This window comes from Streptomyces sp. NPDC002835 (assembly GCF_053591995.1).
Genome location: NZ_JBSFUW010000055.1, coordinates 22,727 through 35,250, shown reverse-complemented (window position 1 = coordinate 35,250; position 12,524 = coordinate 22,727). Strand labels below are relative to the sequence as shown.

Below are 12,524 nucleotides of genomic sequence, written 5' to 3'. Positions count from 1 at the left end.
CCACTCCCGGGCACCCGCCCGCACACTCTCCCACCCCATGACCAGCACAACGCACCAGCCGCCGCCCCGTCACGCAAAAGACCGTTGCAGTACTAAAGCCTCAAGGTACAGGCCTTACTTGTACGCCCCTGAGCGACGGCGGCGGCCAGGGCCGCGGGGGCTGCTTCCCGAGGCCCGATACTGGTGGTGGTGGTCAGCGGAGAGTGACCGGTAGGCGTTCGATGCCCCACATGAAGTTGGAGCGCAGGCGTTCGACCGGGCCGGCGAGTTCCATGTGGGTCACCCTCTCGGCGAGCACTTCCAGGAGGACCTTCAGCTCGGCTTTGGCCAGGGGGGCGCCCAGGCAGAAGTGGGGACCGATGCCGAACGTGAGGTGGCGGTTGGGGGTGCGGCCGAGGTCGAAGCGGTCCGGGTCGGGGAACACCGTCTCGTCGCGGTTGATGGAGGAGTTCCAGAGGGCGACCGTCTCCCCGGCGCGGACCAGTTGGTCGCCGACCTGAACGTCCTTCTTGGCGACACGGGTGACATGCAGGGCCGGGCTGGTGTAGCGCAGAACCTCGTCGACCGCCGACTCGATGTCCACCGCCCCGCTGCGTAGCCGCTCCCACTCGCCCGGGTTCTCCATCAGTGCCAGCAGACCGGCGGCGGAGGCGTGGCGAGTTGTCTCGTTGGCGCCGGTGAGCAGCCCGTCGCAGTTGAGCAGGACCTCCTCGTCGGTGAGCCGGCGCCCGTCCAGGTCACCCTGGATGAGTGCGCTGACCACATCGGCGCCGGGGTTGCGCCGCCGCTCCTCCACCAGCTCCGTGTAGTAGAGGAAGATCTCCGCGTGCGCCTCGGTCTTCTCCATGGTGCTCATCGGGCACTTGGCCTCGCCACCGACCGAGGCGCCGAACGCCTTGCTGGTCAGGTCGATCATCATGGCCCGCTCAGACTGCGGGATCTCCATGATGTCGCAGATGATCGCCGCGGGCAGCACCGCCGCGATCTCGCTGACGAAGTCCACCACGTCCTTGCGTAGCGCCTCCTCCACCAGCGGCTCGATCACCCGGCGCATCGACGCCTCCAGCGTGGCGACGACCCTCGGCAGGAAAGCCGAGTTCATCAGCTGGCGCAGCCGGGGATGCGTCGGCGGGTCGGTGACGATGAGCATCTTGCCCGCAGCCGCCTCCACCGCGGCCGAATCAGAGTCGACGCGCATGCCCAGTTCGGAGGTGAACGCGTCGGTGTTCCGGTACACCTGCAGCGCCGGCTGGTACGCCATCACGGCCCAGAAGCCGGGCCCCGGCGGGTGGCAGTTCCAGTGGACGGGCGAGGTGGCCCGCAGATGTGCCCACAGCGACACCGGGTCCCCGGACTCGTAGAGCGCCGGCTCCGCCACATCGATCGTGGTGGGGTCGAGGGCCGTGAGGCCCGTCGTGTCGGCCACGCCTCAGCCCGCCTTCCGCACGGCGAAGACCTCGTAGATCTCCGTGTCCGCGAGCAACGCGTCCTGCTCCACCGCCACGTCGAACCCTTGCTCGTCCAACAGCGACACGAACGCCTTCAGCGTTCCGTCGAGGTCGTGGACCTCGGCGACGACCTGACGCACCTTGGGCCAGTCCGCCTCCGACAGACCCCGCAGAACCTCCAGTTCGCTCTTCTCCACGTCGACCTTGAGTAGGTCGATCGAGGTGACGCCGCGTTCCGCGATGACGTCGGACAGCGTCCGCACCGACACCTCGATCTCCACGGTCTCGTGGCGGCCCGCCACCATGTCCTCGACGTCCTCCTCCTCGAAGCCGCTGCGCACCAGGAAGGTCCGGGTCAGCGCCGCCTCCGACGCGGCATCGGCGTGGAAGCCGGACATCACGGTGGAGTCGGGGTAGTACGTCATCCGGCCGGTGCCCGCATGGTCGGACAGCGCGCACCGGGCGGCGGTCGCGTCGATGCCGTGCGCCGCGATGTTGGCGCTCAGCGCCGCGTACGGGTCCGGCGCCGGCTCGAACGCGTGGAAGGTGAGCCCCGCGCACTCGGTGTGGAAGAACAGCGTCGACATTCCGATGTTCGAACCGACATCGAACACGGTGCCGCCCGGGCTCAGCGTGATGCCGTGCTGCATGTAGCAGCGCTCGCTGAAGATGTCCCGGTACAGCAACGCCGTCTCGCCCGTGCTGACATGAGAAACCGTCAGGCCGTTAGGCAGTTTCATTGTCTCCATGGTCGTCATGCCGCCGAGTTGTCGAGGGCCTGACGCAGGCTCAGCGGCCGCATGTCGGTCCAGTGCTCGTCGACGTAGGCGATGCACTCCACCTCGGTGCCGGTGAAGTCGGCCGGCCGCCAGCCCGCCGGGGTGGGTAGTTCAGCCGGGAACAGGCCGTACTGCTCCTCGGCGTTGATCAGGACGGTCCAGCGCTCGGGGCCGTTGTTGCTCATCTGAAGTTCCTCCGGTGTATGGGGTGAAGGGGGTTACGAAAGGCGCCGGGTCAGGATGCGGTCAGGGCTTCAGTCAGTTGCCGGACAGTCGGGTGGCGGTAGAGCATCCGCACGGGCGTGTCCGTGATGCCCTGCTTCCGCAGCCGGACCATCACGCGGATGGCCAGCAGCGAATTGCCGCCGGTCAGAAAGAAGTTGTCGTCCGGGCCGACCGGGGTGCCCAGCACCTCGTGCCAGATCCCGGCGATCCGAGAGGCGAGATCGGGGGCGTCGGATGCGGGCGCGGGTGACGGTGCTGCGGGGGCGGATTGCGCGGCCTGTCCCGGCTCCGGCAGACGCGCGGTGTCCAGCTTGCCGTTCCCGGTCACGGGGAGCCGGTCCAGGACGGTGAGAGTACTTGGCACCATGTACGAGGGCAGGGTCCGCTCCAGATACCCGCGTACGGTGGCCGGATCGGCGCCCGAGCCCACCACGTACGCGTCCAGGTGAGCATCCCCGGCCTCACCGCGGTGCCGCAGGGTGACGGTCGCCGCCCGCACCTCGGCGGCTTCCAGTAGGCGGTTCCTGATCTCGTCGAGCTCGATCCGGTAGCCGCGCACCTTCACCTGCCCATCGAGCCGTCCCAGATGCTCCAGCTGCCCGTCGTGGCGCAGCCGCCCGCGGTCACCGCTGCGGTACAGTCGGGCCCCCGGGACCCCGGACAGGTGGTCTGGACGGAACCGATGCGCGGTCATCCCGGGCCGCCCGTGGTAGCAGCGGGCCACTCCCGCGCCGCCGACGTGGATTTCGCCAGGCACGCCGGGCGGCAGCGGACGGCCGTACGGATCGAGGACGTGCAGCGTCCAGCCGGGCAGCGGGGTGCCGATGGAGCGGCTGCCCGCGAGCGCCTCGCGCCGGGTCAGATCGGTCCAGGTGCAGTGCACGGTCGTTTCGGTGATGCCGTACATATTCACCACGCGGCACCGGTCCTCCGGGTGCGCGTCGAACCACGGCAGCAAGGTGCGCGAGTCCAGCGGCTCGCCGCCGAACACGAGCAGCCGCACGTCGAGTGTGGACGCCCCGGCGGTCTCGGTGGATAGCAACTGCACGAAGGCGGACGGGGTTTGGTTGAGTACCGTGACCCGCGCGGTGTGCAGCAGCTCCCGGAACTCCTCCGGCACCCGCGCGACGTCCTCTGGTACGACGACCAGTCGGCCGCCCGTGGCCAGGCAGCCCCAGATCTCCCACACTGAGAAGTCGAACGCGAACGAGTGGAAGAACGTCCACACGTCGTCGCCGCCGAACCCGAACTCCTCGCGCGTCCCGGCCAGCAGTGCCACGAAGTTGCGCTGCTCGACGACCACGCCTTTGGGCCGGCCGGTCGAGCCCGAGGTGTAGATGACGTAGGCCGGGTCCTCGGGTGCGGCGTCCTTGCCTACGGCGGGCACGTCCTCGGCCGCGGGCGGGGGCTCCAGACGTGGGCACCCGTCGAAGGCCGCGTGCGGCTCGCGGGCTAGGACCAGCGAGAGGCCCGCGTCCTGCGCGAGGTAGCGCAGCCGGTCTTCGGGGTACGACGGGTCCAACGGCACGTAGGCGGCACCGGACTTGAGTACGCCGAGCAGCGCGGCGACGAGCTCCGCGCCCCGCCGCAGACACACGCCGACTCGGTCGCCGGGGCCGATGCCGCGCGAGCGCAGCGCGTGCCCGATCGCGTCGGCCCTGCGGTCGAGTTGGCGGTACGTCAGGTCGCCATCGGGTGCCGACACCGCGACGGCGTCCGGCCGTTCCTCGGCCCGGGCGGAGACTAGGCCGTGGATTGTGGCATCGGCCTCGACTGGGCTACCGCTCGGGGCGACGGCCGCCTCCGGCTGCCCGGAGACATATCCGGCCACTTCCGCCAGCAGCGCCTCCACCGCTTCACGCGCCACGACATCGGCGGCGAAGTCGCAGCTGAGCACGTAGGCGTCGGCCTCGGCGTCGAGGCTGAGGGCGAGCACGGCCGACGTGGGCGCAGGCGCCGTGCGCAGCAGCGGGCGCAGGCCCACCGCCGTCAGACGGTCGACGGCCGCCGGGGCAGCGGGCAGCCGCAGCTCCACGGAGTGCGCCGGGACCGGCCCGAACGTCCAGTTCGTACCGGACAGCGCCTCCTCGGCCACACGCAGTCCCCCAGGGCCGGGCAGCCGGACCGTCGCAGCGCTGTCCGTTCTCGCCGGGCCGGGGGCGGCCGGGCCGGGCCGCCGTACCGTCAGGGCCGGGGCGGAGCCGCCCGTCCTGCGGGTAAGGGCCGTGCTCAGCGCCGCCAGGACGGCGGCCTCACCGGCATCGGAGCCCAGCGCGACGGTCAGGTTCTCCCGTGTCCCGGGTCCGGCGCACGCGCCCGATGCCCACTCCAGGGCGAGCCGCTCCCCGCCGCCATCCTCGACCGGCTCGGGCAGCGACAGCGGCCCGGACGCCGAGGGCTCTTCCACCAGCAGACAGGCCAGGCCCGCCAGTCCGCCCTCGTCGAGCACTTCGGGACGCGCGCCCACCATCAGGTCCTGGACACGATCGGCGTATGTCAGCAGGCACACCCGGACGGCGGGCCCGTCGCCCGGGGCGAGCGGGCGCGTGGCCGTGCGCCGGCGCAGCCGGTTGGCGCGGGGGTCCGTGCTCGGATACGGCAGGGCCTCGGTCCACACGACCGGCCCTCGCGCCCATGGACCGGAGAGCCCGTCCAGGCACCGCTGGACCGCGCCCGCGTCCAGCCGCCGCAGTGCGCGGAGCACGAGGGACCTCACAGGCGCTCCGGCAGCGGCCGGGCGGCGACCAACTCGGCCATCGCGCGCAGCACGGGCAGCGGGTCCTCGGCGAGGTACATGTGGCCGCCGTCGAACTCCACCTGGGAGCAGCCTGCCGTGGACACGTCGGCCCAGCCCCGGCAGTCCTCCTCGGTGACCAGGTGGTCGGACGCGCCACGGAACACGGTGACCCGCACCGGCAACGGCTTGCCGTCAGCGAGCTGGTAGGACTCGTGCAGGTCGACGTCCGCGCGCAGTACCGGCAGCACTACTTCGCGCAGGTCGGGGTCGGCCAGCGCGGGGTGGACGTACCCGGCGAGCTGCTCCACTCGGGCCACGAACTCCTCGTCGTCTAGGCTGGCCGAGTGCCGTCCGATCGGCACCCTGGGGGCGGCGGAGCCGCTGACGATGAGCAGGCCGGGTGCGGGCAGCCCGGCGGCGGGCAGGGCCCGGGCCAGTTCGTAGGCGAGGATCGCGCCGAAGCTGTGGCCGAACAGCGCGTACGGCCCGGCCTCGGCATACGGGGCGACCAACTTCGACAGGTCCGCCACCGCCGACTCCAGGTCGGTGTACGGGTCCTCGTGGTAGCGCTCCTCGCGGCCTGCGGGCTGCAGCGGGACGAGCTCGATGCCCGCGGGCAGCGCCGGCCAGCCGCGGTAGAAGGTGGCGCCCGCACCGGCGTAGGGCAGGCAGAGGATCGGGATGGGGCTCATGGGTTGCTCCAGTCTTCGAAGGGGGCTCAGGAGGAGGCCATGCGCTCGCGGATGGCCTCCTCGACGTAGGCCGCCAGATCCCGCAGGACGGGGTTCTCGAAGACGGCGGTCATCGGGATGACGAGCTGGGCCTGGCGCTTGAGCCGTGCGACCACCCGGATGGCGAGCAGCGAGTGGCCGCCGACCTCGAAGAAGTGGTCGGTGGGGCGCAGCCCCTCCATGCCGAGCACCTCCTGGCAGATACGGATCAGCAGCTCCTCGGTCGCGGTGCGCGGGCCGTCGTCCACGGCCTGCTCCGAGGGCTCCTCCGCCTCGCCGGGCACGGCCGATTTGAGCTCGGCGAGCGCCACCCGGTCGAGCTTGCCCGCCGGGGTCAGCGGCATCTCCGTCAGGAGGGTGTACGTGGAGGGCCGCATCCATTCAGGCAGCCGCCGCTCGGCGTACTCGCGCAGCTCGCGCACGGTCGTGCCCGGGGTCGTACGCAGGTACGCCGCGAGGACGGCCTCGCCCTCGTGCTCCTTGCGAACCACCCCGCAGTCCAGCGTGCCGGGGAACTCGGCGAGCACCACCTCGATCTCGCCCAGCTCGATGCGGTAGCCGCGCACCTTCACCTGGTGGTCGGTGCGCCCCAGATACTCCAGACGCCCGTCCCAGGTCCAGCGCGCCCGGTCACCGGTGCGGTACATGCGCGAGCCGTCAGCCGCCCACGGGTCCGGGACGAACCGGGACGCGGTCAGGCCGGGTCGGCCGAGGTAGCCGCGTGCCACCGACGGGCCGCTGATGTACAGCTCACCGGGTGTGCCCACCGGCACCGGCTGAAGGCCCGCGTCGAGAACGCGCACGGTCTGGCCGGGCAGGGTGGCGCCGAGGTGCGGCGCGGTGCCGCCGCCGACGGCCGCCCAGGTGGTGTCGACGGCCATCTCCGTGGTGCCGTAGACGTTGACGGCGTCGAGGACGCCCCGGTCGGTCAGATCGCCCAGCCGCTGCCACAGTGTGGCGGACAGGGGTTCGCCGCCGATCCACAGCCGCAGTCCGCTGCCCGGTTCCAGCTCCTCGGCCAGTGAGCCGACCAGGTGCTCCGCGTGTGACGGGGTGAGGTCGAGGTCGGTGAGGCGCTGCCCGGCGACGAACCGGGCGAGCTGCTCGGGGTTGCGGCGCACGGCCTCGTCGACGATCACGACCGTGTCCCCGCGGCAGACCCGCGTCCACTGCTGCACGGAGGCATCGAAGGACGGGCTGGCGTTCCAGCCGACCCGGCCGGAGGATGAGCGGACGACCCCCGCCTGATCCAGGCCCGTCAGCAGGCTTGCCACGGCACGGTGGCTGACCTGGACACCCTTGGGGCGTCCGGTGGAGCCGGAGGTGTAGATGACGTACGCGCACTGGTCCGGGTGGACCTCGGCGACCGGGCCGGGCGTCCCCGCGGGGGCCTGCTCGGAGTCCAGCGGCACGGCGGTGGCGAGGTCGCCGAACTGGCCGTCGTACGACGTCGTCGACAGAGTCAGGATCAGCCGCACCCCGCTGTCGCGGATCAGGAAGTCCAGGCGCTCGGCCGGGTACTGCGGGTCCAGCGGAAGGTAGGCGGCACCGGCGCGCAGGACTCCGAGGACGGCGGCCAGAAGTTCGGGGGAGCGTGGCAGGCACAGGCCGACCACCGTGTCGCGGCCGGCGCCGTGGGCCATTACGATCCGGGCGATGTCGTCGGCGCGCGCGTCCAGTTCGGCGAAGGTCAGGACAGTGTCGCCGTCCACGACCGCCGGGGCGTCCGGGCGTGCCTCGACCGCGTCGCGGAACCGCTCCGGGAGCGTGAGCACGTCGGCGGCGGCCTGCGCTCCGGCGCCCAGCCCCAGGACGCGGGCCTCCTCCTCGGCGTCGAGCACCGGCAGCACCGCCAGCGAGGCCCCCGGCCGTTCGGCGACCGTGCGCAGCAGGAACGCGAACCGGCGGGCCAGCGCCTCGATGCTCTCCTGCTCGAACAGGTCGCTGGCGTAGTAGAAGTCGCAGCGCAGCGCACCCGAGGGCTGCACGATGTAGTCGACTGCGAGGTCGTAGCGAGTGATGTCGGGCTGCACGTCCAGCGCCTCGACCGCCACGCCGTCGATGCTCAGCCGCGGCTGCTTCTCCATGTTGAACGCGACCTGCACCAGAGGGTTGTGCGCCAGCGTCCGCTCAGGCGCGATCTCCTCCACCAGACGGTCGAAGGACAGCCCCTGGTGGTCGTAGGCGTCCAGCGACGCCTCGCGAACGCGTGCCACCAGTTCGCGGAAGGAACCCGCCGAGTTCACGGTGGCGCGCAGCGGCAGCAGGTTCATGAAGAAGCCGACCAGTTCCTCCGTCTCGGAGGCCTCACGGTTCGCGGTCGGCATACCGACGACGAAGTCGTGCTGCCCCGACCAGCGCGCGATCAGCAGTTGGAACGCGGCGAGCAGCACCATGTGCGTGGACGCGCCGCACTCCTTCGCCAGCGCGGCCAGCGCCGCCGTGTGGGCCGCGGGCACCTCGAAGGTGAGGAACTTCCCGTCGAAGGACTGCGCGGCCGGCCGCGGATGGTCCAACGGGAGGGTCAGCACATGTGGGCAGCCGTCCAGGTGCTCACGCCAGAACGCCAGGTCATCGGCGAACTCCCCAGCCGTGAACCGCTGCCGCTCCCAGGAGGCCACGTCCACGAACTGCACGGACAGTTCCGGGAATTCGACCTCACGTCCGGCGCTCAGCGCCTCGTACGCCTCGCCAATCTCGCGGAAGACGATCTCCATCGACCAGCCATCGGTCGCGATGTGATGGATCACCAGCAGAAAGACGTGCTCGTCTGGCCCGACTTGGAACAGTCGCGCGCGCAGCACCGGTCCCGTCGCCAGGTTGAAGGGCTCGGCCACGACATCATGGAGCTCGCTCTCCAGCGCCTCCGACTCGACCGCGGTGACCTCAAGACCCAGCGAGAACGGCTCGCCCACGACCTGCAGCGGCTCGCCGTCGCGGGAGACGAACGTGGTGCGCAGCGTCTCATGCCGGGCGACGACCGCGTCGACCGCTCCGGCGAGCGCCCGCACGTCCAGCGGGCCCGTCAGCCGCAGCGCGTACGGATAGACGAACTCCAGCCCGCGCCGGCCCATCTGGTCGGCGAACCACAGGCGTGCCTGGGAGAAGGAAGCGGGGGACGGACCGTCCTGGCCGAGGCGGGTCAGGAGGGGACGCTGCGCAGGCTGATCAGTCACGGGGCGGGATTCCTTCGTTGCTTGGTAGGGGGGACAGCCGTTCGGTCTCGTGGCGTACGGCTGCGGCAAAACCGCGGAGCGTGGGGTTCTCGAAGAGCGCCCTGGCCGGCAGCCGCGCCCCGAAACGCTCCCGGCACCGGTTGAGGACCCTTCCGACCGCCAGCGAGTCGCCGCCGAGGTCGAAGAAGTTGTCGGCGGCGCCGATGCACCGCTCGCCCAGGACCCGCGTCCAGATCAGCGCGATGTCCCGTTCCAGCAGGCACTCGGGCGCCTCGGGGGCCGCTGCGGTGAACTCGGGCCGGGGCAGGGCGCTGTGGTCGGCCTTGCCGTGCGGACCGACGGGCAGCGCGTCCAGCAGGACGACGACCGCGGGGACTGTGTGCCCGGGCAGCAGGGCGCGCAACCGCTCGCGCAGTGCGGGTCCCTCCACGGCCGCGGACACGCCCGCGGCGGGTACGGCGTACGCGGCGAGACCCGGGCCCGCCGGGAGGTCGTCACGCAGCACGACCGCGGCACCCGCGACCTCCGGCAGTGAGGTCAACGCCGCCTCCACCTCACCGAGTTCGATTCGGTGACCGCGCACCTTCACCTGGCGGTCGCGGCGCCTGACGAACTCCAGCCGATCCTGGGCGTCGTACCGTACAAGATCTCCGGTGCGGTACATCCGGCTGCCGTCCCCGGCGAACGGGTCGGGCAGGAAGGCAGCCGCGGTCCGCCCGGGCAGCCCGCGGTAGCCGCGTGCGACACCGGGCCCGGCGATGAACAGCTCCCCGGTCCCGCCGGCCGACACGGGTCGCAGGGTTGCGTCCAGCACATGGCAGCGGACGTCCGGCAGCGGCACGCCGAGGTGCGGTGTCTCCGCGTCGACGGGGGCCGTGGTGGCGTCGACTGTGCACTCGGTCGGGCCATACATGTTCCAGGCGCGCAGGCCTTGCACACGCTCCAGTCGGCGCAGCTCGGCCCACAGGGCGGGCGGTACGGGCTCGCCGCCGACCAGCAGCCGCAGCGGCAGGCCCGCGGCGGCCAGCGGCCCGGTCAGCAGGGCGAGGTGTGAGGGCACCACGTCCATGTCGGTCACGCCGTGCCGTACGAGGTCGTCTACCAGGGCGGCCGGATCGGCGCGGACGTCCTCGTCCAGCAGGACCAGCGTGTCGCCGCGGCACAGGCGCACCCACTGCTGGACCGAGGCGTCGAAGCAGGCGCTCGCGTTCCAGGCGACCCGCGCGGGACCGACACCGCCGAGGACCGTCGCCTCCAGGCCGCGCAGCAGGCTCAGGACGTTGGCGTGGATGACCTCGACCGCCTTGGGGCGGCCCGTGGTGCCCGAGGTGTAGAGCACATACGCCAGGTCGTCGGGACGGACGCCCCGTACGGCGGTTTTGCCCGCAGGCGGCAGCGGCAGCGCCACCTCCGTCACCGGGCACTCCACCGGCCAGTTCTGTGGCGGCTTCAGGCCCGGCCCGGTGAGGACGCGCGCGGCGCCCGAGTCCGCGACCATGTGGCGCAGCCGGCCGGCCGGGTAGCGGGGGTCGAGCGGCAGATAGGCGCAGCCCGCCTTAAGCACGGCCAGCAGCGCGACGACCTGCTCGGCGCCCCGGGCGAAGTGCAGACCCACCACCGACCGCGGGGCTGTGGCCGTGCGCACCAGGTGCGCGCAGAGCCGGTCGGACAGTTCGTCCAGCTCCGCGTAGGTCAGTTCGCCGTCGTTCGTGACGACCGCCGCGCGGCGCGGATGGGCCCGTGCCGCGGCCGAGACCGCCGTGTGGACACCGGCGGTCATGAGGCGGCGTACGAGAAGCGCGCGGGGGCCATGTCGAGGGCGGCCACGTCCTTGGCGAGTTGTTCGTTCAGCACGGCCAGCCGCGCCGGGTCCGGGCGCTGCCCATCGCGCTCACGCATCAGCTCCTGCGTGGTGCGCAGCAGCGACACCAGCTCGTCGACACTGAGGCCCTTGCCGTCAAGGTACGGCAGCGACCAGAAGTCGAAGTCGTACAGCGGCAGCCACACCGACTCCGTCACCCGGTCGAACATCTTGTCGCACCAGGCGGCGGCCTCCGCCGAGTTCATCGTCGCGTGCGACCAGTCGTAGGCGGCGCCCTCGATCCCGTACACCTCCTTGCTGCGGTAGACGGGAGAGCGCGGGTTGCCCCACCAGGGCTGGGCTCGCCAGAAGGTCGGGCCGGTCTCGTTGACGAAGTCGATGGTGTTTTGCATGGTGCGCTCGTTCTCGCCGGGGAAGCCGACGATGATCGACGCGAACGTGGTGATGCCGCGCTCCTTCAACCGGGCGATGCCGGCCCGGTACTGCGAATCCTGCGCCAGCTTGTTCATGTTGGCGAGGATGTCGGCGTCGCCCGACTCGATGCCCAGGAACACACCCCGGCAGCCGCTCTGTGCGGCAAGGTCGAAGGTCTCCTCGTCGCGGGCGTTGGAACAGCGGAAATACGAGTACCAGTCGAGACCGAGGTCTTCCTCGATCATCATCTGGCACAGCTCCTTGAACCGCTTCGGCGGGACGTTGAACGTGTCGTCCACGAACACCAGGTTCTTCACGCCGAGTTCCGCCATCGCCCGCAGCTCGCGGCGGACCGTGTCCACAGACGCGGTGGTCAGCGCGCCCGCCCGGGTGGGGTAGTCGCAGAAGCTGCACTTGAAAGCGCAGGAGCGGGCCGTGCGGGTCTGTGCGGTCACCCCGATCTGCTCGGGCGTGAAGCTCTGCCAGTCGATCGCGCAGGCGTCCAGGTCGTTGGCCTCGGGCCTGCGCCGGTTGGCGACCCAGTCGTCCTCCGGGCAGGTGATCAGGTTGGCGACCTCCTTCAGCGGCTGTCCGCGCAGTACCACCTGGCACAGCTTCGCCAGTGCGTGCTCGCCCTGCGACTCACGGACGTAAGAGTCGGCTCCCATGCCGTGGAACAGGTCCTGCACCTCGTCGGTGATGCCGTCCAGGCACAGGTTGTCGATCAGCGGGCCGCCCACCACGATGTGCGAGGTGGGGGAGTGGCGTCGGACGAAGTCCACGACCGGGGCGACCGAGAGGATGTTGACGTAGAACGTCGTGGTGATCGCCACGACCGCCGGGCGCTCGGCGAGCAGCCGCGCCAGCCGCTCCTGCTCGGCCCCGAACAGCGACACCGCGTCGGTGCGGATGCCGTGCTGGCGCAGGAAGTTGGTCAGATACAGGCCAGCCAGGTTGAAGACCTCGCCGACGTGATAACGGTCGTTGCGTCCGGTCGCCCTGTTGCGCAGGGTGCTCAGGGCGTCCATCCACGGCATCGGGCGGCCGTCGATCTCGAGGTGTTCCTTGCGGTAGATCTGCCATTCGGGCGAAGTCGGGCCGCTTCGCTCGCACATCAGGCGGTAGTCCTGGAAGTCGCCCTCGTTGTAACCGATGACGACGCAGTCGAGTTCCGGCATCTGGTGGATGCTCC

General features: G+C 71.2%; 8 protein-coding genes. All 8 read right to left on the bottom strand.

Annotated features, from left to right (window positions below):
• Positions 1–193: 193 nt before the first annotated feature.
• From ACWD01_RS34460 to ACWD01_RS34425, 8 genes are read right to left on the bottom strand one after another with little or no spacing between them, the layout of a single operon-like run.
• Positions 194–1,426 (bottom strand): cytochrome P450, encoded by a 1,233-nt coding sequence (locus tag ACWD01_RS34460; protein ID WP_451167536.1) that lies wholly within the window; start codon positions 1,424–1,426, stop codon positions 194–196.
• Positions 1,427–1,429: 3 nt separating this feature from the next.
• A complete protein-coding gene (locus tag ACWD01_RS34455; RefSeq protein ID WP_451167534.1) occupies positions 1,430–2,188 on the bottom strand; it encodes an FkbM family methyltransferase in 759 nt (252 codons plus the stop codon).
• A gap of 14 nt (positions 2,189–2,202) precedes the next feature.
• Complete coding sequence (locus ACWD01_RS34450; protein WP_451167532.1) at positions 2,203–2,412, bottom strand: MbtH family protein; 210 nt, start codon at positions 2,410–2,412, stop codon at positions 2,203–2,205.
• Positions 2,413–2,462: 50 nt separating this feature from the next.
• Entirely contained in the window at positions 2,463–5,168 is a 2,706-nt protein-coding gene (locus tag ACWD01_RS34445) for an amino acid adenylation domain-containing protein (protein ID WP_451167530.1), read from the bottom strand.
• Positions 5,165–5,881, bottom strand: coding sequence for a thioesterase II family protein (locus ACWD01_RS34440; RefSeq protein WP_451167529.1), 717 nt, complete (start codon positions 5,879–5,881; stop codon positions 5,165–5,167). The genes ACWD01_RS34445 and ACWD01_RS34440 overlap by 4 nt, the downstream gene beginning before the upstream one ends.
• 26 nt (positions 5,882–5,907) lie before the next feature.
• Positions 5,908–9,096 (bottom strand): amino acid adenylation domain-containing protein, encoded by a 3,189-nt coding sequence (locus tag ACWD01_RS34435; protein ID WP_451167527.1) that lies wholly within the window; start codon positions 9,094–9,096, stop codon positions 5,908–5,910.
• Positions 9,089–10,876: a non-ribosomal peptide synthetase gene (locus tag ACWD01_RS34430; protein WP_451167525.1), complete on the bottom strand. Its 1,788-nt coding sequence runs from the start codon at positions 10,874–10,876 to the stop codon at positions 9,089–9,091. Before ACWD01_RS34430 ends, ACWD01_RS34435 begins: the two co-directional genes overlap by 8 nt.
• Positions 10,873–12,510 (bottom strand): PhpK family radical SAM P-methyltransferase, encoded by a 1,638-nt coding sequence (locus ACWD01_RS34425; RefSeq protein ID WP_451167524.1) that lies wholly within the window; start codon positions 12,508–12,510, stop codon positions 10,873–10,875. Before ACWD01_RS34425 ends, ACWD01_RS34430 begins: the two co-directional genes overlap by 4 nt.
• Positions 12,511–12,524: the final 14 nt, after the last annotated feature.